Genomic DNA, 21,908 nt, shown 5'->3' with positions numbered 1-21,908 from the left:
GAGGCGGCCGATCATGAAGGAATTCACCCTTTTGGGAGTCATGAAACGCATCGGACAGTTGTTGATCAGCCTGTTCGCCCTGCTGGTCGTGACTTTCGTGATCGGCCGGGTCCTTCCGACCGATCCGGTAGGCGCAATTGTTGGCGAACTTGCCGACCCCGCGGCATTCGAAGCGATGCGTCAGAAGCTCGGTCTTGACCTGCCGCTCTACCAGCAGTTCTGGATTTATATTACCTCGCTGCTGCAAGGTGATATGGGCACGGCCGTGCTTACCGGAAATCCGGTGACTCAGGATTTGGCGCAGGCCTTTCCCGCAACGCTGGAGCTTGCGACTCTCGCCGTCATCATTTCGACCGTGATAGGCGTACCACTTGGCATGCTCGCTGCCTTTTATCGCGATACCTGGATCGACCAGTTCGCCCGGGTCATCGCGCTGGTCGGCAGTTCCATTCCGGTATTCTGGTTTGGCGTGGTAGGCCTCGTCATCTTCTATGCGACGCTTGGCTGGGTCGGTGGGCCGGGCCGCGTCGATACCTATCTCGACGGATTGATCGAGCCGCGAACCGGACTGCTTCTGATCGACAGCCTGCTCGAAGGTGACACCGAAACCTTCTGGAATGCCGTACACCACATCATTCTCCCGGCCTTCATTCTTGCTTATGCAGCCATGGCCTACATCACACGCATGACGCGCAGCTTTACACTCGAACAACTCAATCAGGATTATGTCACTGCAGCGCGTGCCAAAGGCGCTTCAAGCCGCCGCATCGTAATTGGACATCTTCTGCCCAACATTTCCGTGCAGCTCGTAACAGTGCTTGCCATTTCCTATGGCACATTGCTTGAAGGCGCCGTGGTAACCGAAATCGTGTTTTCCTGGCCCGGTATCGGTCAGTACATGACCAATGCACTGATGATAGGTGACATGAACGCCATTCTCGCCAGTACACTCATCATCGGTGCCATCTTCATGGCTTTGAACTTCATTTCGGATCTGGCCTATCTCGTGCTTGATCCGCGCACCCGGGAGGCAACGGCGTGACTGCGCAAGATTACATTCCGGAGACCGGACGCTCCACATTCCTCGCAACGGTTTTTTCGGCACTTACGCCGCTATGGAAAAAGCTGTCCCGTGAACCTTTGGGCCTTTGCGGGTTTCTGGTGCTTTTCATTCTATTGGTTTTTGCGATTTTTGCCCCGTGGATCGCGCCTTTTGATCCAGCGGCACAAAATCTGCAGGCAACGTTCCTGCCACCGAGCCTATCGCATCTGGCTGGTACCGACGAGTTTGGACGCGATATTTTCTCGCGCCTGATCTTTGGTGCACGTATCACGATTTCCACCATTCTGGCGGTTACGCTTATTGTCGGGCCGATCGGCCTCGTCATCGGCGTGGTTTCCGGCTTCGTTGGTGGACGGACCGATACAATTCTCATGCGATTTACCGATATCGTGCTGTCGTTCCCCTCGCTCATTCTGGCGCTGGCCTTTGCAGCAGCCCTTGGTGCGGGTCTACAGACCGCGATCATCGCCATTTCGCTGACAAGCTGGCCCGCGATTGCCCGCCTAGCCCGTGCCGAGGCACTCGTTGTGCGCAACACCGATTATGTTGCTGCGGCGCGCCTTTATGGAGCTTCCCCGTTAAGGCTGCTTTTCCTTTATATTGCGCCGATGTGTATTCCCTCGGTGATCGTCCGGCTGACGCTGAATATGGCTGGCATCATTCTGACCGCCGCATCTCTCGGGTTTCTGGGGCTTGGCGCACAGCCACCGGCCCCCGAATGGGGTGCGATGATCTCAAGCGGCCGTAAATTCATGCTCGATTACTGGTGGGTCGCCGTCATGCCCGGCTTGGCAATTCTGGTGACCAGCCTTGCTTTCAACCTCGTCGGCGACACGCTGCGCGATCTTCTGGATCCTCGTCATGCACGCTCCTGATCAAGACATCATCCTCACTGTCGAGAATCTGTCCGTACAGTTTGGACGGATGGCGAAACCAGCAGTCGACAACGTGAGCTTCAACTTGAAGGCCGAACGGCTGGGCATCGTTGGCGAGTCCGGCTCAGGAAAATCCACGCTGGGACGAGCAATCATGCGCTTGCTGCCGCCTATCGGTCAGGTTCGCGCCGATGCACTTGCGTTTGAAGGAGAGACGCTGCTCGCCAAGCAAGAAAAGCAGATGCGGGCGCTACGCGGCAATCGCATGGCGCTAATCATGCAGGATCCGCGCTATTCGCTCAATCCTGTCCTGCCGATTGGCAAGCAGGTGGCTGAAGCAGCCATTTTGCATCTTTCAGTCGGAAAGCGCGCAGCCCATGATCTGGCTGTAACCATGCTGGAACGCGTGCGGATTTCCGACATCGAAAGAACGATGAAGCTCTATCCGCACCAGATATCGGGCGGTATGGGGCAACGCGTGATGATCGCGATGATGCTTTTGGCCAAGCCACGCATGGTGATTGCCGATGAGCCCACCTCGGCGCTCGATGTCAGCGTTCGCGGCGATGTGCTGAAGTTGCTTGATGAGCTTGTTCAGGAAAACAATGCCGGGTTGATGCTGATCAGCCATGATATCCGCATGGTCGCGGCATTCTGCGAGCGTATAATGGTCATGTATAAGGGAAAGGTTGTGGAGACGTTGACCCGGCTGGAAGATGCAGAGCATCCCTATACATGCGGCCTGATCGCCGCCATGCCGGATCTTTATTCCCCTGTCCGGCGTCTCAAGACACTTGACAGAAAAGCAATCGATATGGCGGAGGCAAGGTGATGATTGAAGTCGAAAACCTCTCCGTTTCCTTTGGATCGGGCGAAGCTGCGAAACAGGTCGTCAAGGGCGTTTCCTTTAAGGCGAAAAAAGGAGAGACCCTTGGTATTATCGGTGAATCAGGCTGTGGCAAGTCAACCGTGCTGCGATCGATGGCGGGACTCGACCGTCACTGGAATGGACGTATCAGACTTGCAGGAACTGATGTGGACAAAGTCCGCACGCGCGAACAGATGCTGTTGACACAAATGGTTTTTCAAGACCCTTACGGGTCGATCCATCCGCGCCAGCGTATTGGCCGCGTACTGGCCGAGCCGATCCGCGCCATGAGGCTTGGGAAAGGTTTTGACAAAGTCGGCGATGCACTGACCCAGGTGGGATTGCCGGTGAACTTCGCCGAACGTTTCCCGCATCAGCTTTCAGGTGGACAAAGACAGCGGGTCGCCATTGCCCGTGCATTGATGCTCGAACCGGAGATCATCCTGCTTGATGAGCCCACCTCGGCGCTCGACGTCTCGGTTCAGGCGGAAGTGCTCAATCTACTGAGCGATCTCAAGGACAGCCGTAATCTGACCTATGTCCTCGTCAGCCATGATCTCAGCGTGATTGCGCATATGTGCGACCGCGTACTCGTCATGAAGGGCGGCGCCTTCGTCGACGTACTGACCAAGGATGACCTTTATCACGGACGCACGCATGACGAGTATTCGCGAATGTTATTCCAGGCCAGTGCGCTCTGACCATCTCAAAACATGTTATCTTTCGGTAATCGGGGAGAAATCCAATGTATATCGGTACGCAAGTAGACGCTCGCGAGGACGATGATTTTCGGGTCTGGGCGCAGCTTGGCCTCAAACATATCTGTGCCGACCCGGAAGGAAGCCCTGCCAGCTGGACGCTTGACGACATCAAGCGTCACCGCGAAAAAGTTGAAAGCTTTGGCCTCGTGCTGGACATGGTCCAGTTGCCGATGTCCTCGCGCCCGATTGAGGAAGCCTCCTATCCCGATATCCTGATGGCTGGGCCTGATCGTGATCGCCAGATCGATGAAGTCTGCAAGATGATCGAGAGCATTGCGGCGGCGGGCATTCCTGCGGCGAAATACAACCTCAACATCATCGGCATTCCGCGCACCGAGATGGAGCGTGGGCGCGGCGGTTCGCTCAATGAAGCTTGGCGCTGGGGCAAAGCCGATCACGAGGCAGCGCCAGGCCTTGCCGGTGTCCTGTCGGAAGATGAGAACTGGGAGCGGATCGATTATTTCCTCGAGCGTGTGGTTCCGGTCGCCGAAAGCAACCGCGTTCGTCTCGCCTGTCATCCCCACGATCCCTATACCCCCGCAGGCTATAAGGGTGTCACCCGGGTTCTTGGTACGGTCGAAGGCTTGAAGAAATTCGTGCTGATGCGCGAAAACCCCTATCATGGCCTCAATTTCTGCCAAGGATCAATCGGCGAAATGCTCGACAATCCACGCGAGGAGATAGACGACATTATTCGTTGGTTTGGCACGCGCGACAAGATTTTCAATGTCCATTACCGCAACATCAGCGGCGGCAAACTTTCCTTCATGGAAACATTTCCCGATGAAGGCGACATGGACATGATCCGGTCCATGAAAGTTTATAAGGAAGTCGGATATAAATACATGATAATGCCCGATCATGTGCCGACCATCAGTGGCCGTGATCCGGTCGGAGTCGCCTTCAGCTTCTGCTATGGCTATATCGCCGCCCTTCTTCAGGCCATGGAAGCAGGACATCTGTAAAACCTGCCCAACCTCCCCCTTCAGGCTTTTGACGAACGAGTAAATGATTGCGGCTGCAACGAACCAACCGCAACTGATGCATATAAAGGCATAAGTGCTTATGAATGATCTTTCGCTGGAACAGCGTAACGACGCACAGATCGAAGTATTTGCGACGGCGCAAGCGGCAAGCGAGGCTGTGGCAGGCAAAATCCTCGCAACCGTTGGCCAGAACCCAAAAGCCGTGCTGGGACTTGCAACCGGGCAAACCCCGCGCCGCGTTTATGCGAAACTGATTGACGCTTTTCGTGCGGGGAAAATTTCGTTTTCTGAAACCGAAACGTTCAATCTGGACGAATATTGCGGCCTGTCTGCCTCTCATTCCGATTCTTTTGCCGCCTATATGCGGCGGGAACTTTTTGACCTCACGAACTTCAATCCGGACAAAATAAACTTGGTGGACGGCTCGACATCGGATGCGCTGGCTGAAGCACAACGCTATGCCCGACTGCTGGCAACAAAGCGGATCGACCTGCAACTTCTGGGAATAGGCACCAACGGCCATATCGGGTTCAACGAGCCAGGCTCGAAATCCAATAGCCGGGTCCGCGTCGTCGAACTCTCCGATGAAACGCTGAACGCCAATCGCCCGACCTTGATTAAACTCGAAGACGTTCCGTGTAAGGCCATCACAATGGGCATTGCTGACATTCTCGATACTCGGGAAATTGTTATCCTTGCAACTGGTGCAGCAAAAGCCGAGGCTGTGCGGCGCAGTATTGAAGATTTGCCAAACGACGCGTGCCCGGCATCATACCTTTCTTCACATGGCAATGTTCATTGGGTTCTCGACAGGGACGCCGCAGCTCTGCTCAGCCACTGACCTCCACCTTATCAATAATAAAATCATCAAGTCTGAATGTCTCAGCAAGAGTTTTGTATATGTACCGATCTCTTTAAAGGACAGGTTCAAAATCCTGCACTTCTTGAATAACGGACAGGAGATTATCGATGAGCGGTGTAGTACTGCGTGGAAGTATTGCAAAATAGGTCACCAGTGGCAGCGCGGGTGCGGCTTCAACGACTTTCAACTCGCCTGCCTGTACTTGCGGCTGGAAATAATTAAACGGCAGGTAGCTGACGCCAAGCCCGTAAGTCGTAAGTTTGGCAACCATGCCAAGACTGTTGCATGAAAGAATATTGTTCAGATTAAAGCTGTTCTCCGTGAACCACTTGCGATAAAGAACTGTCAGGGCGGAATTGTCCGGCTGGCCTATAATCGGAAGTGCTGAAATCTGCGCTGGTGTCAGAACACCCTGCGGCAATTCAAAATCGGGGCTTGCCATCCAGACGTTGCGGATGCTGCCTAATGCCACCGTTTCAACTGATGGACTTTCAAAAGGCCATGGAATGATTGCTATATCGAGTTCGTTGCGCTCAAGTCGCTCATAAAGGCGAACGCCGCCATCGATTTCGGGCATGATGCGTATCTTGGGAAAGCGTAACCGCATGGTCTGGATCAATGTCGGCAGCCATGTCAGGCCGACAAGATCGGTTGCGCCAATACGAATATAGCCTTCCAGATGCGAGGTTGCCATCATGGTATGCGCGATGCGCTCTTGCAAACGCATCATTTCCTGCGCGCTGGGCAAAAGTTTTTCACCCGCCGCAGTCAGCCGCAGCGTCTTGCCAAGCCGCACAAACAGGTCTGTTCCGACAGTGGCCTCAAGTTCAGCAACGCGCTTCGCGATGGTGGATTGCGTCACCACAAGCTGGCGCGAAGCATCCGTAAAACTGCCGAGCATCGCGCTGGCACAAAACGCTTCGAGCTGCTTGAGTGTGTACATTAAAGGCCTTTGAGATCAGTAGTCAGTGCTCTCCCCTCACATCGGACAGAAATCGCCTGATCCGGGGATGTTCGGGGTTATCAAAGAACAATTCCGGCATCGTATCAACGATAACCTGTCCCTGATCCATGAAAATGATGCGATCACCCACTTCGCGGGCAAAGCCCATTTCATGGGTAACACAGATCATCGTCATGCCGTCACGGGCCAGTGCCTTCATGACTTGCAGAACCTCGCCCACCATTTCCGGGTCAAGAGCGCTGGTCGGCTCATCAAACAGGATCAGCGGTGGACGAAGAGCAAGCGCTCTTGCAATGGCAACGCGCTGCTGCTGGCCACCTGACAGGAAGCCGGGAAAGCTGTCGGCTTTTTCCGAAAGCCCGACACGCGCCAAAAGTTCGCGCGCAAAACTTTCTGCTTCGGCACGCGGGCGTTTCTGGATGCGGATCGGCGCAAAGGTGACATTATCGAGCACATTCATATGCGGAAAAAGGTTAAACTGCTGAAAGACGAAGCCAATGCTCTGGCGCAGCTTGTTGAGATCAGTGCCTTTTGCATGAACCTCGGTGTGATCGAGGCGGATGCTGCCCTTCTGGATCGGCTCAAGCGCGTTGATGGTGCGGATCAGCGTCGATTTACCCGAACCGGACGGCCCGCAGACGACCACGACCTCGCCCTTTTTGATCTCCAGCGAAACATCGCGCAAAACATGGTGCGCGCCATACCACTTATTGACCTTGTCGAAGCTGACGATAACAGGTGCGGTCATAGAAGACCTCTCTTTCGGCGAATGGAAGTTTCGATCACGGCAAGACCGCGCGACAGGAGAAGGCACAGCAGGAAGTAGATACCGGCCAATATGGTAAAGACCTGAAGCGGTTGCGTCAGAAGAAGATTGTTGACCTGATTGGCAGCAAACGTCAGCTCATTGACGGCAATGACATAACCAAGCGACGTCTCCTTGATGGTGGAGATGAACTGGCTTGTAATACCGGGCAGCACATTGAAAAGTGCCTGCGGCAACACAACACTGCGAAGGGTGAGGAAATAGCCTCCGCCCAACGAGCGCGCAGCCTCGGTTTGGCCTTTGGGGACTGACGCCATGCCGGCACGGATGACTTCCGAGAGGTAGGCCGCCTCATAAAGTGTGAGCGCACAGACAAGTGTCCAGAAACCGCTGACCGCGTATCCGGTCATGATCGGAATGACGAAATAGCACCAGAAGATGAGCATCAAAAGCGGAATACCGCGAATGAAGTTCGACAGCGCAGCGCTCAGGGAACGCATCCATTTCCATGGCGACAGCCTCGCGACCGACAATGCGATGGCGATCGGAAACGACATGGCAATGCTCAGCATTGCAACGATCAGGGTCATCGCAAGGCCACCGAGTGGGCCGTTGGGATATTGTCCGATCAGAAAGGTAAGCCAGTATTCGCGAATGATATCAAGCATGGGCGCCATCCTTGCGTCCGGGGTTTGAACGCCGTTCGAGCCATGCTCCAATCGCCATCAATGTAAACGTACCCGCAAGATAGAGAACAGTTGCAATGCCGAACACCGTAAAGGTCTGGAAGGAGAGATTCTCGACTTCGCGGGCACGATAAGTGAGTTCTGCGACGCCGATCGCCATGGCGACCGACGTATTCTTGAACAAAAGCAAGGCGCGACCGATAAGAGGTGGCAGCGAGATGCGCAAGGCCTGCGGCACCACGATATAACGCATCGTTTCCAGATAGGTGCAGCCGAGCGCACGTGCGGCTTCAAACTGTGTTACGGGAATGGCGCGAAGGCCGCTGCGGATATCTTCGGCCTGATAGGCAGAGCTGCCCAAAGCAAGTGCTATGGCCGCAAAACAGAATTCCGCATTGTGATCGTATAACCAGTAACGGATACCCTCGGGGATAAGTTCGGGCATACCAAAATACCAGAACATCACCTGTACCAAAAGCGGAACATTGCGATGATAGGCAATGAAAATATCCACGACCCAACGGCACAGGCGATACTCTGTCGCGCGCACAACAACCAGAAGCAACGCCAGCAGGAAGGCACCGATCCAGGCAATCGCGAAAAGCAGGATCGTCGTGCGCACGCCGGTTAAAAGCAGGGCCATCTGATCCGGTGGAAGTAAAAAATCCATCCAAACCTCTACATCAAAAAGGAGCGTTCAGCCTGGCTGCGGCCCTTTGGAGCATTACCAGCAAGAATGCTGAGCGGCTTTGCCTGTGGTAATGCGAAAAACAAAAGCGATATGCGGTTACACCTTTGCATTAAGGCTTAAACCGCGTTGAAGCATAGGGCACCTTAAACCGTGCACTATGCTCCCGTTCATAAGCTGCATAGCATTCACTCAAATCAAAGCGCTATGCAGTTGCGCAGTGATTTAATCGAGAATATCCGCGATTACTGCGCCGAAATCGGCTCGACCTTGAAGGAGCGCGTGAGCTGGTAAGGCGTTTCAGCCCCAAACCACTTGTGAAAAAGTTTAGCTGCTGCTCCCGAGGTTTCAGCCTCGTCGAGGGCGGCATTCAATTGCTCCAACAGTGCGGTTTCGCCTTTGCGAACACCCAGACCCCATGGCTCATCCACGACAGACTTTTCAAGAATGCGCGTCGGCGAACTGCTGGGGCTCTGGTTGACAAGGCGGACCAGAACGAGTTCGGAGGCGAATTGCGCATCGACTTTGCGCTGTTGTAGCGAAAGGAAAGCCGCCGGGCTGTCGGAATAGCCGATGATGCGCGATTGTGGCAGGCGCTCCTGAATCACGCGCTCCGAGCTTGATCCCTTGGTTGCGCCAATGCGCTTGCCTTCCAGATCTTCGATCGTTTTGATATCGCTGTTAGAACGAACCAGCAATTTCTGCGGCGTGACATAATATTGATGGCTAAAATCGATCTGCTTGGCACGATCGGCCGTCCAGCCGAGATTGGCCACAAGAACATCGACGCGACCGCTATCGAGCTCGGGAATACGGGCTGCCACAGCCAGAAGCTTATACTCAACCTTGACACCGATCTTGTCAGCAACAAGTTTACAGACATCGACGTCATAACCGACCAGCTCGCGCTTGGCTTGATCCTGATAGCTGAACGGCTCGGATGTTCCCAAGGTGCCGCAGATCAAGGTGCCACGCTCTTTGATGTCGCTTAATGCATCGGCTTGAGCCGTATCCAAGGCTGTCACGCTCAATGGCAGAGTGAAAGCGAGCGCATAGATCATATTGTTGATATTCATTGAATTCCCCTGTGTGAAATGCCTGTTCGAGTTGACCTGTTCAAGCTGGCCCGTTCAAGTTGGAGTGGACATCAGTTCTTCGCATATCGACTTGATCGCTTCGCATCCTTCGCGCACTTCGCTAGGCGCGGACGCAAAGGAAAGACGGAAGGTTCCCGGCACGCCATAGGAGCCACCGTCCAGAAGGGCCACGCCCGTTTGGCGTAAGATATACTGTACAAGGTCGGCATCGGTTGCGATTCTGGTTCCATCCGCTGCTACGCGTCCCAGAAGAGCCGAGCAGTCCGGGAAAATATAGAAGGCGCCATTGGGTACGATCACATTCAAGCCGGGAGCTTGCGCCAGAATTTCAATGGCTAGATCGCGGCGCTCGCGGAAGGATTGCGTGAAGGTTTCCACGCAGTCCTGCGGTCCGGTCAAAGCGGCCAGAGCCGCGGCCTGACTGATCGAGCATGCGCCCGATGTGCTCTGCGACTGCACCACGGCCATTGCCTTTATCAAATCCGCAGGGCCCGATCCGTAGCCGATGCGCCAGCCTGTCATCGCATAGCATTTCGAAACACCATTGACTGCTAACGTGCGCTCGGCAAGATCGGGTGCAACTTGCAGGATATGCGGCGCAGGACCACCCTCAAAGGTGAGCCGTGCGTAAATATCGTCGGTCATTATCCAGACATGCGGACTTTCTCGCAGCACTTCAGCCAGCGCCAAAAGTTGCGCCTCGTCATAAACCGCCCCCGAAGGATTGCTGGGAGCATTGAGCATCAGCCACTTCGTGTTGGGGGTAATTGCGGCGCGGAGGGCGGCAGGAGAAATCTTGTAGTTTGTTGCGGATTCCGTCACCAGCGTGACCGGCTTTCCGCCACCAAGTTCCACCATATCGGGATAGGAGACCCAATAAGGGGCCGGGATAATAACCTCGTCCCCCGTTTCGAGCGTCGCCGTCAGAGCATTGTAGAGTACCTGCTTGGCACCGGTGCTGACAATGATCTGCGCAAGCGGATATTCGATACCCGTATCGAGGAGAATACGTGCTGCCGCAGCCTTGCGCAGCGCGGTCGTGCCTTGTGAGAGCGGATATTTGGTTTCGCCGCGCTCCATGGCCTCCACCGCCGCTTTGCGAATGTGCGCAGGCGTTGAAAAATCCGGCTCACCAATCGTCAGATCGATGATCCGTCGACCTTCTTCGCGAAGGCGGTTCAGGATGACACGGGCTGCAACGCTGGGTGACAGCTTGACCTGCCGCATACGGGCGGAAACAATGCTCATTTGTATTCTTTCTCCATGCGGACCAGTGAAGGGGCAAGCCACACCTTCTCGTAGGTGCCCGCCTCTATGCGCTCCATGCCACGTGCTTCCGCAGCTTCTTTTGCGTTGGCCAGTGCCAGAACCTGAGCTGCATAGGCCGCAGGAATGGCAACCACGCCGTCACAGTCGCCAAGCACGATGTCGCCAGGCTGTACGACCAACCCACCAACGCTGACGGGGACATTGACTTCACCGGGACCGTCCTTATAGGGGCCACGATGTGACACGCCACGGGCAAAGCAGCCAAAACCGGCAGGACCGAAGGCTTCAACGTCACGCACCGCGCCATCGATAACGAAACCGACGACACCGCGCTTTTGCGACTGGAGCAACATTAATTCACCGACCAGCGCGTTTGCCACACAGCCGCCGCCATCGACAACGATCACATCACCCGGCTCGGCCATAGCGATGGCACGATGGATCATCAGATTGTCGCCTGGGCGCGTCTTGACGGTCAGGGCGGTACCGGCCATGCGCAATCCGTGGCCATGAAGCGGCTGCAACGCAATCGAACCATACAGCCGTCCCATGCAGTCACTCACCTGAGCGACGCCGATAGCGCGGAATGCATCAAGAATTTCTGCCTCCGTGCGCTGTTCGTTGCGTTCAAAAACCCTGCAGCCGATTTTATCCATGTCATGCCTCATTTATCCTAGCTACATAGGAACAAAATTCGGCACAATTGATCAAACGATTTAATTTCGTGAGTTAATAGGAATATTATTCCTGAATAAACGAAGGATCAACTATTATGTAGCATCGCCCAACCGCTTTCGGGCAAGATCATGGGGGGCTATTACGGGTCTTGAATGACGGTGCGTATCGATCAAAAGACGTGCTTAAGAGGTTGTTCCGTCGGGCTATTCCATGGACTGTCCTGTTCGACGACTGTTCCCCGAGCCCGAAGAAGGGCCGATGACGCTCTTCGCTTTTATCAGCCGGAAAGCTGATGGCGGGACACATCGCCAACGACCTCCACGAGGTTAATTGTAGTTAAAAAGCGATGGTTGAACCCGGGGCAAGTCCAATGTTCAACGCTCACGTGCCTCACTTCGACTGTTCAAAGGCGCATGCCAGTGTCTTCATCAAATAAATGCATCATGGACAATTCAAACGACAAGCCGACCCGATCGCCGGACTTTATCTCTGTCCTTCCCTGGACGACAATCAAAATATCTGGTTCAGTCTTAAGCGAAACGAACGTGGCGGAACCGGTCGTTTCAACTGTTGAAACGTCCAGATCAAGGCGTCTCTCGCCAGTGTACGCTATAGAAATATGTTCCGGGCGTATACCCACAACAACACGTTGACCGGGTTGCAACGCTTTGGGTGAGCGTAGCGGTTTGGCGGTTCCGCTTCCCAGTTCCAACATAAGCGCCTGCCCATCTGCACCAACGCTTGCCGGAACGAAATTCATCGCCGGTGAGCCGATGAAGCCCGCCACAAACCGGTTTACCGGCTTCTCATAAAGATCGATCGGACTGCCTTGCTGTTCAATCTTACCGTCTTTCATCACGACGACATGATCAGCCATAGTCATCGCTTCAATCTGATCATGCGTAACATATACCGACGTTGCGTTCAGCCGGTCATGCAGCGCGCGTATTTCCTTGCGCATATGAACACGCAAGGCTGCATCGAGATTAGACAGGGGTTCGTCAAACAGGAAGGCCTGTGGGTCGCGGATGATCGCTCTGCTCATCGCCACACGCTGGCGCTGCCCGCCCGACAGCTCGCGCGGATAGCGCTTCATGAGAGAGGTCAATCCCGTAGTAGCTGCCACCTCTTCGGCGGCTTTGCGCGCCTCCGCCTTCTTTACCCCGCGCATCCTCAAGGAATAGGTGAGGTTCTGCTCAACTGTCATATGGGGATAAAGCGCATAGGATTGAAAAACCATCGCCACATCGCGTTTGCGCGGCGGCACATTGTTCATAAGCGCTCCACCGATACGCATGTCGCCACCGGAAATGCTTTCAAGACCGGCGAGAGATCTTAACAATGTCGATTTTCCGCAACCAGATGGCCCGACCAGCGCGACAAATGCTCCTTTCTCAATGCAAAGGTTGATATTCTTCAACGCATGGAAATTACCATAATGTTTGTTGACGTCGGAAAGTTCGATCTGAAGTGTCATTTCAGCGCTCCCGAAGTTAGGCCGGATACGATACGGCGCTGCAAGAGAATGAACAGGGCGAGAATAGGTGTCACATACATTGCCGCATAAGCCATGATGGAATTCCACTCGCTTGTGTTGGGGCCCATGAAGGAATTCAGTCCGACACTGGCCGGCTGAAGTTCAACGGACTGAATGAGCGACTTTGAATATACAAACTCGCCGAAGGCTTGCATGAAAATCAAAATCGCGCTGACGAGGATGCCGTTACGCGCCAGCGGTAAAACGATGTGAAAGAATGCCCCCGCTCGGGAATTCCCGTCGACAAGTGCAGCTTCTTCCAGCTCCTGTGGCACCGCCATGAATGTTGCGCGTACCAGAATGACGAAGAAAGGCATGCTCTTTGCAGCAATGGCGAGAATAACGGCAAAGCGCGGATAGTCGAGTAGACCAAGTTGGGAAAACCCGACAAAGATCGGCGTAATCATCAACGACGCAGGCAAGACCTGAAGCATCAGTGTCAAAAAGAGCCCAATGTCGACCCAGACATTGCGATAGCGCGCCAGAACATAGGCGCAGCCAACGCCAAGAACCGTTATGAGACTGACCGCACCGACTGCGATGACAATCGAGTTCCACAGATAACGGCTCATGTTCCGGCTTTGCCAGACATTGGCATAGGTTTCCCACTGTGCTGAATGCGGCAGCAAAGTCGGCGGGCTGGCAAACATTTCCGAGCCACCTTTGAGAGACGTAATATACATCCAGTAAAGAGGAAACAGATAGATCGCCGCGAGAACAAGAGCGACCAGCAGCATGATATAATTACGGATTTTCAAATTCATCCCCGCACCTCATGACGGGTCGAACGCACATAGATGACAGAAGCGAGCATGACGAAAATGAGCATGATGACCGAGATGGTAGCTCCCTTGCCAAAGTCATATTGGCGGAATGACAGGTCCCATGCCCAGTATTGTGCAACATTGGACGTGTTGTTTGGTCCACCATCGGTAATGGCCGCAAAAAGATCGAATTGTTGCAGGGTAAAGATCAGCCCAAGGGCGATGATAGCCCCGATCGTTGAACGCATCATCGGCAAGGTAATCGTATAAAAACGCTGCCAGGCATTAGCACCATCCAGTTCTGCGGCTTCGTAAAGATCAGCCGGTATCGCTGCCAGTCCCACCGACAACAGGATCATGTTGAAGGACGTGCCAAGCCAGACATTTGCGATGACAACGGCCCAGAGCGAGAAATTGGGATCGGAGCGCCAGAAGATATTTCCATCTATGACGCCACTTTCACGAAGCAGGAAATTGAGCACACCAAAATCGCCGGACAGAATCCAGTTCCAGATCGCGCCAACCACAAGCCCCGGCATAACCCAGGATACGAGAAAAAGGCCACGCAGCCAGGTCGAGCCAGGAAAGTTCGTCCAGAAAAAGAGAGCAAGCCCGAAACCGATCAGAAACTGGCCAGCAATGGACGCGATAACAAAAACAGCTGTATTGGTCAGGATCGGCAATGTTTCAGGCTGACTGAAGAGATCGGTATAATTCTTCAAGCCCACAAACGGTCTGGCAAATGTGCCGAGACTGAACATGTCGACTTCCTGGAAGCTCATCACAACATTATAAAGAAGCGGTAACCCGGCCAGTAAGAACAAAAATATGAACGGCACAGCGACCAATGTGATATCGAAACCGCGCCCATCACGTAAACTGGAAAAGATGCTTTTCATCAAGTACCCCTTTTTCCGTTTGGGCTGCCTGCCACCATATGGCAGACAGCCCGTCCGGGAGGATCATGGTCGTTTTATCGCCGGGCTGACACGCATGTCAGAGCCAGTTTTCAAAATCAACCTTCAATAAGCTTGATCTTTTGGGCGGCCTGATCGAGCGCTTCCTTCGGCGACATCTGACCTGTCAACGCGGCCTGAATTGCATCCTGTATGGCCTTGGAAATCTTTGGCCATTCCGGCGATGGCCCACGTGGTTGTGCATATTGCAGCTGTTCGACAAAGACTTTGAGTGCATCATCTTTTGCTGGATTGCCGGTTGACGGAGCCGCTATGTCGGAACGGGCGGGCAATTGTCCAAAGTTCTTGAACATATCCTTGTCCTGCGACACAAAATATTCGAGCACCTTGAAAGCCTCATCCGGGTGTTTCGTGCTCGAAAATATCGCCCAGTTATAATCGCCCATTGCCGAAGAGCGAGGGGCATCGACACTTGGTACAGGCAATAAGCCCACCCCCCAGTCGAATTTAGCATCCGTAACCATGCGGTCGATTTCCCAGGGACCGGAAATTGCCATGGCTGCATTGCCAGCATTAAAGGTAGCCGTTGCATCCCACTGGCTGCGCGTAAGCGTATCGGGAGACGCCAGTTTCTCGTTGAGAATAGTCTTCCACGTCTCCAGTGCCTTTACGGCACCATCGGTATTAAGACTCTGGTAAGAACCACCGGCCATCTGCACCCACGGCAAAAACTGGAAGGTTCCTTCCTCGTTGGCTTTGGCCGAAAAAGCCAGTCCATAAACATTTTTCGAAGAATCGGTCAGTTTTCGCGCTGTTTCTACCAGTTCGTCCCATGTCTTTGGCGGATTTTGAGGATCAAGCCCGGCTTCCTTGAACAAATCCTTGTTAAAATAAAGCGCAATCGTATTGGTCGCCTTGGGGACACCGTAATATTTTTCATCCCACATTGTCGATTTCAGAGGGCCGGGAAAATAATTCTCCGTCTTCACAACCTGTGATGCAGCAATTTTGTCCGTCAGATCGAGAAAAGCGTTGCGCGAGGCAAACATGGAATGGTTGGGATTGTCGATTGCGATAATATCAGGCGCATTTCCGGTGGAATAGGCGCGCATTGCCTCACTGACGACATCGTCAAACTGAATCTGCCGGTATTCAACCCTGATACCATTGTTGAGCTTATTGAATTCCTTGATCAGGTTGGGTGCCGGTTGAATTTCCCTGTCGACAGCCCACACGTTGATGGTCACGTCCTGAGCTTGCACTGCAAAGGTCTGCAATGACCCTCCTGCGAGTGCCAATGCACCAATACTCAAGTATTTTACGATCCCCATAGTCTCCTCCTCTTTGGTTATCGCATTGCGTTCTTACGGGTAAGTCGTCGCTCCATTGAGAGCTTTTCCGCCATCTTCAAACCGGGTCGTTAACGAACTCACCGCCACGACAGCTTTTGAGGTAGTTTAGGCCGTGTACCTGTCCTGTCATTTCCAGCTCTCCGCAATAGACAGGGTCATGCCAGCCTTCGATGTCAATTGAACCCGACCAGCCTGCAAGACGCAATTCTGAGATGACATCCGTCCAGTTGGTGTCGCCGAAGCCCGGCGTTCGCATGAAAACAAAGGGTTCTTTACCAAAAACGCCATGTTCGCGAATAACATCCCAGCGGATGGTGGCGTCCTTTCCATGGACATGAAAAATCTTGCTCGCCCATTTTCGGATCTGCGGCAAGGGGTCGATCAGATAAACCATCTGATGACAGGGCTCCCACTCGATGCCGATATGATCATGCGGCGTTTCATTAAACATAAGTTCCCACGCGTCAGGGTTATGGGCTATATTCCAGTCACCAGTTGCCCAGTTGCCATCCATGGCACAGTTTTCAAACGCGATTTTTACACCCTTGTCTGCCGCACGCTTGGCCAGCTCGCTCCAGATCTCCCTGTAGCGGGGTAGACTGTCAGTCAAAGGCTTGCCGCGTACGCGCCCGGTAAAGCCTGCGACGCAACTTGCGCCGAAATGATGTGCATTATCGATACAATCTTTCCAGCCCTGCAGAGTTTCAAGATCAATATCGGTTTCTTCAAGCGGATTACCGAACATTCCGAGCGTTGAAATCGTGATATCACGATCGCCAATTGCCTCCAGACAACGCTTGCCAAGGTCTGCAAGGTCTTGTCCGTTCGTCGTCTGCCAGAAGAAAGGCTCGAAACTTTCAAAGCCCAGATCGGCAATCTTTGCAATACGTTCGGCTGCATCACCTTTGGTGCCACGAACCATTGTACCGATGCGGATGGATTTTGCCGGATTACTCACTGTTAATACCTCATGCTGCAATGGGGACACGCTGGCGAAGATGAGCGCTTTCGATCGCGCCAACAACCATCGCCAGACTTTTGATATTGTCAAAAGACGCTGTTTCCGGCGGCTGACCGGAGCGTATGGCATTTAGAAAAGACGATATGACACTGGCGTGACCATGCGTCTCCCGTTCATCTCGCGGTTCTAAAACGTTTACGGATTTGGCCCCACGCAGAAGACCTGCATTCTGTCCCGCGATAGTGGCCTGCATGTCTTCGTCACCATCCCAGGTGATCATTCCCCTGGACCCGACGAGACGCCAACAACTTTCCCAACTGGTTCGCTCTCCTTCAGCACACCACGAGCCGCGATAGGTGAAAGCCACATTATTAGAAAACTCGAAAACCGCGTTTGCGGCAGCTCCATGGGCATACCACGATCCCGCGGGGTTACTCTCGAGACAATAGACAGCTTCGGGTTTTTCGCCTGAGACGAACCGGGCCGCGTCAAATGTATGGATCGCCATGTCGAGGAGCAACACATTGTGCATTTCTTCGCGGAAACCACCAAAGTGAGGCCCTATGAAAAAGTCGCAATGGATGGCGGAAAGGTCGCCGATCAGCCCCTCCTCAACGGCACGGCGCAAGCGCCGGATCCCGGAAACAAACCGTCTGTTTTGAACAACAGCATGAATTTTTTCGGCTTTCTGCGCCAAAGCGATCAATTGCCGTGCCTCATTAAGACAGGACGCCATCGGCTTTTCACTAAGAACATGGCACCCGGCAGCAAGCCCTGCCGAGACAACGGAAAAGCGCGCAGCAGGCACAACAATATCAAAAAGAATATCGGCTTTCGTTGCTGCGAGAACTTTTTCAAGATCGCTATCGATCATAACATCAGAAAGACCGAACTCCTGGGCAAGAGCCTGAGCTGTCTCTGGTCGCAGGTCCACCAGACCGGCAATATGGATTGCGGACGACAATTGCGCAGAGGATTTAATAGCCCGCAGCCATCCTTTAGCCATAGCTCCGCAACCGCAAATAACGGCATTCAATGTCACGATTTCCTCCAGTCTACAGTGCGCATTCTCCTCAATGCACATTGCCGTAAACGTTTACGACGTTAGGCTATTCATGTTACATGTGTCAAGACTTCTCAAAAGCAGAAGATGAAAATGCCCAGTGGAGAAATGAATGAGGGGAATACGCCAGCTTGCCGAGCATCTGGGCATCTCTATTGGAACCGTTTCGAGAGCTTTGAATGGAAAGCCGGACGTCAACGAAACGACACGCAAACGCGTTCTCGAGGCTGCCGACGCACTGGGCTATGTTGCGAACCAGTCCGGGCGTAGTCTTCGGCAAGGTACCACCAATGTCATCGGGCTCATGACAGGCAGTACGCCTGATACCGTGGAAAACTCGGACAACTTTTTCATGGGCCTGACGGATGGACTGCAGAGCGTATTGTCACGACATAGCCTCGACCTCATTCTTCTCCCCTGCCCCGAGGGCGAAGATAGTGAGGACTATCTCAAACGCATGGTCTCACGCCGCATGGTTGATGCCATGATCATTTCATCAACCAAACGTATTGATCGACGTATCGATCTGCTTCTTCGGGCACGTTTGCCGTTTGTTTCACTTGGGCGCTCACAGTCAGGCGGTTCGCACGCCTGGATAGACCTCGATTTTGAAGGCGTGGCTCGCGATGCGGTCAAGCGACTGGTATCCGGTGGGCATCAGCATATAGCGATCGCAATCCCGGATAACGATATCAATCTCAGCTATCTTTTCATGGATGGTTACAAGGCCGGTCTTGCAGATCACGGCATCACATTTGATCCATCAGTTGTCATTCGCGCAAAATCGAGCGAGCAAGGTGGATATCATGCAGGGAGTGAGTTGCTTCAAATGCAGCCCCGCCCAACCGCAATCATACTCATTTACGAGTTGATGGCACTTGGGCTTTACAGAAGGCTTGAAGAAGCTGGATTAACCGCAGGAAAAGACATCGGCGTCATCGGTTTTCGTGAGGAGCCGAGAGGCCGTTTTCTACAGCCGCGCCTCACCAGTTTCCGTCTTTCATTGGGAGAACTTGGTGTATCGGTTGGAGAGTTGCTGCTTTCCACCATGCCAGCATACCAGAACTGTTACCCTGATCGCGAGAAGCACGTGATCTGGCCCATGGTGCTCGTTCCCGGAGAAAGCGGATAGTACCAGAATTATCGGGTAAACAAGAACCTTCAATCAGAAATACCGCCAGATACCCTCGTGACGGGCATCTAACCGGTTTGCAACCAGTCGCGATCATGCGCAGACATCTTAATCGTGAGTGCCGACAAGCTGTCCTCCAGTTCGCCGACCGTTCGCGGTCCGATCAGCGGAACGACCGGAAACGGTTGCGCGATCACATAGGCGAGCGCGATGTGGATGGGGCTGCAACCATATTTTTTTGCCAGCGCGACAGCCCTGTCACGCCTTTCAAAATTACGACCAGAATACCAGCAACGGACAATTTCCTCATCGTCATGCTTTTCGCGGCCGGCCCTGTCAGTGAAGAAACCACGGCCTTGGCTGGACCATGCGAAGTTGGGGATCTGGCGAGCCTCCAGCCACTGTTTCCAATCACCGGTGGAAGAAGAAACGCAGCCTGCCCAGATCGGATCGATCATTTCTGCCAGAGAGAAATTATTGGAAAGTGCCGCAGGCGGCGTCCTGTCGTTCTTCTCGGCAAAGTCTATGGCTGCATCCAGACGCTCGCGTGTCCAGTTCGAGCCACCATAAATGCCACGGATACGCCCCCGCCTGACCTCAGCATCAATCGCCTCGACAAATTCACCGACCGGGATATCGGGATTGTCCCGGTGCATAAAATAAACATCGAGATAATCGGTCCGCAGCCGTTGCAGCGTCTGGTCCAATTGCTTGGCGATCACGTCAGGATAGCAGAGTGGTGAATGTGCGCCCTTGCCTATAAGTACGATCTCTTCACGCGGTATATTGCGGCTGGTGTGCCAGTCACCAAAGATTGTTTCCGTTTTCCCCTCACCATAAATAAAGGCTGTGTCGAACACGTTGCCGCCAGCCTCGAAAAACGCATCAAGTGTCAGCGATGCCGAGGCGAAGTTGGGAAAATATTCAAAGCCAAGAGCAACAATAGATGCCGGTTTAGCTACCCCTGGAATGTTCCGCTTAGGCACGTTATTCCCTGCAACAATGGGTGCGTCGACGATGTTCCGGTTGCGCTTCTCGGCTTTTTCAACACCATATTCCAATCCGACAGAAGCACGCCAACGGTCGAGAACCCGCATATTGGACACCGTCTGCACCGCATTCATACCGGGATAGGCAAAGGCCGTTTCTCTTCTCCAAATGGCGTCAGCGACAGCGTCAACCTCGAAGGAATAGAGGTGACGGTTTTCAATAACCTCAATGACCTCCTTCTCATCCTTCCTGAAAATCTCAATCCTGCCGGTGCCACCTTTGCGACCGCCGGCAAACCAGAAATCCTTCACCTCAATACGACCTTTGGAGCCGATGATACGCAACGTGTTATCCTGCTGCGCCATGATCGAACATGAAACTTCCGCAACGATACCATTGATGAACTTCAAAACGGCTGATGCCCATTCATCAACGCCTGTTTTTCCGATATGGGCAACACCTGCGACATCCACCGGCTCAGCATAGGTCGTGCCGGTAGCGGCACCAGCCAGCAGTCGCACCATTGATACCGGATATCCGCCGACATCGAGAATACCGCCACCGGCGAGGTCGTTCGAGAATAACCTGTGTTGCGGCCGGATATCCCCCATATCAAAACCGAAGCTGGAGCGGATAAGCCTGACATCGCCAATAACACCCTGTTTTACCAAATCAATGAGACGGGCCGTTTGCGGGTGAAAAAGATACATATAGGCTTCACCGACAAACACGCCCGCCTTTTTCGCCTCATAAAAAATCACGTCCGCATCAAAGGCCGAAAGTGCAATCGGCTTTTCGACCAGAACGTGTTTTCCGGCTCGCGCAGCCTTGATTGCCCATTGCGCATGGGCTGTATGCGGAGTTGCAATATAGACGGCGTCGATATCCGCTTCCGAAAGCAATTCTTCATAGCCATCGACGATACGCGCACCCGCAAACCCTTCACGCAAGCCCGCCCTGCCGGGGTTACGGCTGGCAATGGCGATAAGTTCACCCGTTGATGAGGCTGCAATGCCTTCTGCGAAGGTTGTTGCGATGGCACCAGGTCCGATAATGCCCCAGCGCAGTTTTTTCATAGCATTCATGGCGTATCCTTTTTGGTCGATCTCGTGAGATGAACGGATCATGTCAGCGAAGATGTCGACCTTCGAAACCGCACTCTATCAATCCGGTAGCCAGCAGTATTGAGGTTTGCCGACCATACTACAATTCGACCATGATCACCCGCGGGTCATGCTCAGGCCAAGTTGGCACATGTAGTTGAAATCAACGATATTATGCGCGGCCATCTTCATTACCGGATGTATGGATTTGGCCTGAAACTTTCCGCCAGACAAATGTGCCTGTTCTGGGTTGGCCATCGGCTTCTCATGCCGGCGCTGCCGACAGCCATGGCGCTGATCAACACCTTACCTTTACTCAGACTTTCACACGACAAGCCAAAGTGATGCACAGTGATAACAGTCTTCTTCAGCTCACTATCGAAAGCGGGTTCGGCCCGATCAGATACCTCAACAAAAGATTTCGGTTAACAGCTCGCATACCGCCTCGGACTTCCGCCGCGGCACGGGTCTCGCGGCAGAAATATATAGCAACGTGGTCAGCGATAAAACGCAGAGGGACGCTATC

The 21,908-nt window shown here is 53.5% G+C and carries 22 protein-coding genes; 7 read left to right on the top strand and 15 right to left on the bottom strand.

All coding sequences use genetic code 11. The features are described 5' to 3' along the window. Positions 1 to 13 precede the first annotated feature (13 nt). The 6 genes from AAIB41_RS13665 (at position 14) to AAIB41_RS13640 (ending at position 5,394) form a co-directional block, all read left to right on the top strand. The gene (locus tag AAIB41_RS13665) at positions 14 to 1,042 is read left to right on the top strand and encodes an ABC transporter permease (RefSeq protein ID WP_343315831.1); all 1,029 of its coding nucleotides are present in this window, start codon (positions 14 to 16) and stop codon (positions 1,040 to 1,042) included. 83 nt (positions 1,043 to 1,125) lie between these two features. Further along, on the top strand, positions 1,126 to 1,938 hold the full coding sequence (locus tag AAIB41_RS13660) for an ABC transporter permease (RefSeq protein ID WP_343316074.1): 813 nt from the start codon (positions 1,126 to 1,128) through the stop codon (positions 1,936 to 1,938). Then, the gene (locus AAIB41_RS13655) at positions 1,925 to 2,770 is read left to right on the top strand and encodes an ABC transporter ATP-binding protein (protein ID WP_343315830.1); all 846 of its coding nucleotides are present in this window, start codon (positions 1,925 to 1,927) and stop codon (positions 2,768 to 2,770) included. The genes AAIB41_RS13660 and AAIB41_RS13655 overlap by 14 nt, the downstream gene beginning before the upstream one ends. Continuing rightward, complete coding sequence (locus AAIB41_RS13650; RefSeq protein WP_343315829.1) at positions 2,770 to 3,507, top strand: ABC transporter ATP-binding protein; 738 nt, start codon at positions 2,770 to 2,772, stop codon at positions 3,505 to 3,507. The genes AAIB41_RS13655 and AAIB41_RS13650 overlap by 1 nt, the downstream gene beginning before the upstream one ends. A 44-nt stretch (positions 3,508 to 3,551) precedes the next feature. Beyond that, positions 3,552 to 4,532, top strand: a complete 981-nt coding sequence (locus tag AAIB41_RS13645) for a mannonate dehydratase (RefSeq protein WP_343315828.1) — start codon at positions 3,552 to 3,554, stop codon at positions 4,530 to 4,532. A gap of 100 nt (positions 4,533 to 4,632) precedes the next feature. Continuing rightward, positions 4,633 to 5,394, top strand: a complete 762-nt coding sequence (locus AAIB41_RS13640; RefSeq protein WP_343315827.1) for a glucosamine-6-phosphate deaminase — start codon at positions 4,633 to 4,635, stop codon at positions 5,392 to 5,394. A 73-nt stretch (positions 5,395 to 5,467) separates the two neighbouring features. Here AAIB41_RS13640 and AAIB41_RS13635 read toward each other — a convergent pair whose 3' ends face one another. The 13 genes from AAIB41_RS13635 to AAIB41_RS13575 all read right to left on the bottom strand — a co-directional run bounded on the left by AAIB41_RS13635 (position 5,468) and on the right by AAIB41_RS13575 (position 18,136). Continuing rightward, positions 5,468 to 6,358, bottom strand: coding sequence for a LysR family transcriptional regulator (locus AAIB41_RS13635; protein ID WP_343315826.1), 891 nt, complete (start codon positions 6,356 to 6,358; stop codon positions 5,468 to 5,470). A 22-nt stretch (positions 6,359 to 6,380) separates the two neighbouring features. Then, complete coding sequence (locus AAIB41_RS13630) at positions 6,381 to 7,127, bottom strand: amino acid ABC transporter ATP-binding protein (RefSeq protein WP_343315825.1); 747 nt, start codon at positions 7,125 to 7,127, stop codon at positions 6,381 to 6,383. Next, positions 7,124 to 7,813: an amino acid ABC transporter permease gene (locus tag AAIB41_RS13625; protein WP_343315824.1), complete on the bottom strand. Its 690-nt coding sequence runs from the start codon at positions 7,811 to 7,813 to the stop codon at positions 7,124 to 7,126. Before AAIB41_RS13625 ends, AAIB41_RS13630 begins: the two co-directional genes overlap by 4 nt. Then, positions 7,806 to 8,501 (bottom strand): amino acid ABC transporter permease, encoded by a 696-nt coding sequence (locus AAIB41_RS13620; protein ID WP_343315823.1) that lies wholly within the window; start codon positions 8,499 to 8,501, stop codon positions 7,806 to 7,808. The genes AAIB41_RS13625 and AAIB41_RS13620 overlap by 8 nt, the downstream gene beginning before the upstream one ends. 263 nt (positions 8,502 to 8,764) lie before the next feature. Next, positions 8,765 to 9,595, bottom strand: coding sequence for an ABC transporter substrate-binding protein (locus tag AAIB41_RS13615; RefSeq protein WP_343315822.1), 831 nt, complete (start codon positions 9,593 to 9,595; stop codon positions 8,765 to 8,767). A gap of 54 nt (positions 9,596 to 9,649) precedes the next feature. After that, positions 9,650 to 10,864, bottom strand: coding sequence for an aminotransferase class I/II-fold pyridoxal phosphate-dependent enzyme (locus tag AAIB41_RS13610; protein WP_343315821.1), 1,215 nt, complete (start codon positions 10,862 to 10,864; stop codon positions 9,650 to 9,652). Continuing rightward, positions 10,861 to 11,541 carry an RraA family protein gene (locus AAIB41_RS13605; RefSeq protein ID WP_343315820.1) on the bottom strand — a complete coding sequence of 227 codons (681 nt, stop codon included), beginning with the start codon at positions 11,539 to 11,541 and terminating at the stop codon, positions 10,861 to 10,863. The genes AAIB41_RS13610 and AAIB41_RS13605 overlap by 4 nt, the downstream gene beginning before the upstream one ends. Positions 11,542 to 11,966: 425 nt before the next feature. Then, positions 11,967 to 13,040 (bottom strand): ABC transporter ATP-binding protein, encoded by a 1,074-nt coding sequence (locus AAIB41_RS13600; RefSeq protein WP_343315819.1) that lies wholly within the window; start codon positions 13,038 to 13,040, stop codon positions 11,967 to 11,969. Beyond that, positions 13,037 to 13,864 (bottom strand): carbohydrate ABC transporter permease, encoded by an 828-nt coding sequence (locus tag AAIB41_RS13595; RefSeq protein WP_343315818.1) that lies wholly within the window; start codon positions 13,862 to 13,864, stop codon positions 13,037 to 13,039. Before AAIB41_RS13595 ends, AAIB41_RS13600 begins: the two co-directional genes overlap by 4 nt. Further along, positions 13,861 to 14,763, bottom strand: coding sequence for a sugar ABC transporter permease (locus tag AAIB41_RS13590; RefSeq protein WP_343315817.1), 903 nt, complete (start codon positions 14,761 to 14,763; stop codon positions 13,861 to 13,863). The genes AAIB41_RS13595 and AAIB41_RS13590 overlap by 4 nt, the downstream gene beginning before the upstream one ends. 116 nt (positions 14,764 to 14,879) lie before the next feature. Then, complete coding sequence (locus tag AAIB41_RS13585) at positions 14,880 to 16,112, bottom strand: sugar ABC transporter substrate-binding protein (protein WP_343315816.1); 1,233 nt, start codon at positions 16,110 to 16,112, stop codon at positions 14,880 to 14,882. A 76-nt stretch (positions 16,113 to 16,188) separates the two neighbouring features. Further along, entirely contained in the window at positions 16,189 to 17,091 is a 903-nt protein-coding gene (locus tag AAIB41_RS13580) for a sugar phosphate isomerase/epimerase (protein WP_343315815.1), read from the bottom strand. Between the two features lie 10 nt (positions 17,092 to 17,101). Beyond that, positions 17,102 to 18,136, bottom strand: coding sequence for a Gfo/Idh/MocA family oxidoreductase (locus tag AAIB41_RS13575; RefSeq protein WP_343315814.1), 1,035 nt, complete (start codon positions 18,134 to 18,136; stop codon positions 17,102 to 17,104). Positions 18,137 to 18,269: 133 nt separating this feature from the next. On the opposite strand from AAIB41_RS13575, the gene AAIB41_RS13570 reads away from it, so the two are divergent. Then, a complete protein-coding gene (locus AAIB41_RS13570; protein ID WP_343315813.1) occupies positions 18,270 to 19,289 on the top strand; it encodes a LacI family DNA-binding transcriptional regulator in 1,020 nt (339 codons plus the stop codon). 68 nt (positions 19,290 to 19,357) lie between these two features. Here AAIB41_RS13570 and AAIB41_RS13565 read toward each other — a convergent pair whose 3' ends face one another. Together AAIB41_RS13565 and AAIB41_RS13560 are read right to left on the bottom strand one after the other, a co-directional pair. Continuing rightward, complete coding sequence (locus tag AAIB41_RS13565) at positions 19,358 to 21,364, bottom strand: aldo/keto reductase (protein ID WP_343315812.1); 2,007 nt, start codon at positions 21,362 to 21,364, stop codon at positions 19,358 to 19,360. Between the two features lie 135 nt (positions 21,365 to 21,499). Continuing rightward, the gene (locus tag AAIB41_RS13560) at positions 21,500 to 21,640 is read right to left on the bottom strand and encodes a hypothetical protein (RefSeq protein WP_343315811.1); all 141 of its coding nucleotides are present in this window, start codon (positions 21,638 to 21,640) and stop codon (positions 21,500 to 21,502) included. Positions 21,641 to 21,908 lie beyond the last annotated feature (268 nt).

Origin of the sequence: Brucella sp. BE17 (genome assembly GCF_039545455.1) — a bacterium.
Classification (GTDB): domain Bacteria; phylum Pseudomonadota; class Alphaproteobacteria; order Rhizobiales; family Rhizobiaceae; genus Brucella.
The sequence above is the reverse complement of the archived record's forward strand: the minus strand, read 5'-3'. Positions and strand labels throughout refer to the sequence as shown.

What these genes read in the sequence shown, in the direction of transcription:
- AAIB41_RS13650 (WP_343315829.1), top strand. Translation starts at nt 2,770, where the DNA reads ATGATTGAAGTCGAAAACCTCTCCGTTTCCTTTGGATCGGGCGAAGCT.
- AAIB41_RS13560 (WP_343315811.1), bottom strand. Translation starts at nt 21,640, where the DNA reads ATGGCCAACCCAGAACAGGCACATTTGTCTGGCGGAAAGTTTCAGGCC.
- AAIB41_RS13595 (WP_343315818.1), bottom strand. Translation starts at nt 13,864, where the DNA reads ATGAATTTGAAAATCCGTAATTATATCATGCTGCTGGTCGCTCTTGTT.
- AAIB41_RS13635 (WP_343315826.1), bottom strand. Translation starts at nt 6,358, where the DNA reads ATGTACACACTCAAGCAGCTCGAAGCGTTTTGTGCCAGCGCGATGCTC.
- AAIB41_RS13590 (WP_343315817.1), bottom strand. Translation starts at nt 14,763, where the DNA reads ATGAAAAGCATCTTTTCCAGTTTACGTGATGGGCGCGGTTTCGATATC.
- AAIB41_RS13600 (WP_343315819.1), bottom strand. Translation starts at nt 13,040, where the DNA reads ATGACACTTCAGATCGAACTTTCCGACGTCAACAAACATTATGGTAAT.
- AAIB41_RS13625 (WP_343315824.1), bottom strand. Translation starts at nt 7,813, where the DNA reads ATGCTTGATATCATTCGCGAATACTGGCTTACCTTTCTGATCGGACAA.
- AAIB41_RS13605 (WP_343315820.1), bottom strand. Translation starts at nt 11,541, where the DNA reads ATGGATAAAATCGGCTGCAGGGTTTTTGAACGCAACGAACAGCGCACG.
- AAIB41_RS13645 (WP_343315828.1), top strand. Translation starts at nt 3,552, where the DNA reads ATGTATATCGGTACGCAAGTAGACGCTCGCGAGGACGATGATTTTCGG.
- AAIB41_RS13665 (WP_343315831.1), top strand. Translation starts at nt 14, where the DNA reads ATGAAGGAATTCACCCTTTTGGGAGTCATGAAACGCATCGGACAGTTG.
- AAIB41_RS13620 (WP_343315823.1), bottom strand. Translation starts at nt 8,501, where the DNA reads ATGGATTTTTTACTTCCACCGGATCAGATGGCCCTGCTTTTAACCGGC.
- AAIB41_RS13610 (WP_343315821.1), bottom strand. Translation starts at nt 10,864, where the DNA reads ATGAGCATTGTTTCCGCCCGTATGCGGCAGGTCAAGCTGTCACCCAGC.
- AAIB41_RS13570 (WP_343315813.1), top strand. Translation starts at nt 18,270, where the DNA reads ATGAGGGGAATACGCCAGCTTGCCGAGCATCTGGGCATCTCTATTGGA.
- AAIB41_RS13565 (WP_343315812.1), bottom strand. Translation starts at nt 21,364, where the DNA reads ATGAATGCTATGAAAAAACTGCGCTGGGGCATTATCGGACCTGGTGCC.
- AAIB41_RS13655 (WP_343315830.1), top strand. Translation starts at nt 1,925, where the DNA reads ATGCACGCTCCTGATCAAGACATCATCCTCACTGTCGAGAATCTGTCC.
- AAIB41_RS13585 (WP_343315816.1), bottom strand. Translation starts at nt 16,112, where the DNA reads ATGGGGATCGTAAAATACTTGAGTATTGGTGCATTGGCACTCGCAGGA.
- AAIB41_RS13630 (WP_343315825.1), bottom strand. Translation starts at nt 7,127, where the DNA reads ATGACCGCACCTGTTATCGTCAGCTTCGACAAGGTCAATAAGTGGTAT.
- AAIB41_RS13640 (WP_343315827.1), top strand. Translation starts at nt 4,633, where the DNA reads ATGAATGATCTTTCGCTGGAACAGCGTAACGACGCACAGATCGAAGTA.
- AAIB41_RS13615 (WP_343315822.1), bottom strand. Translation starts at nt 9,595, where the DNA reads ATGAATATCAACAATATGATCTATGCGCTCGCTTTCACTCTGCCATTG.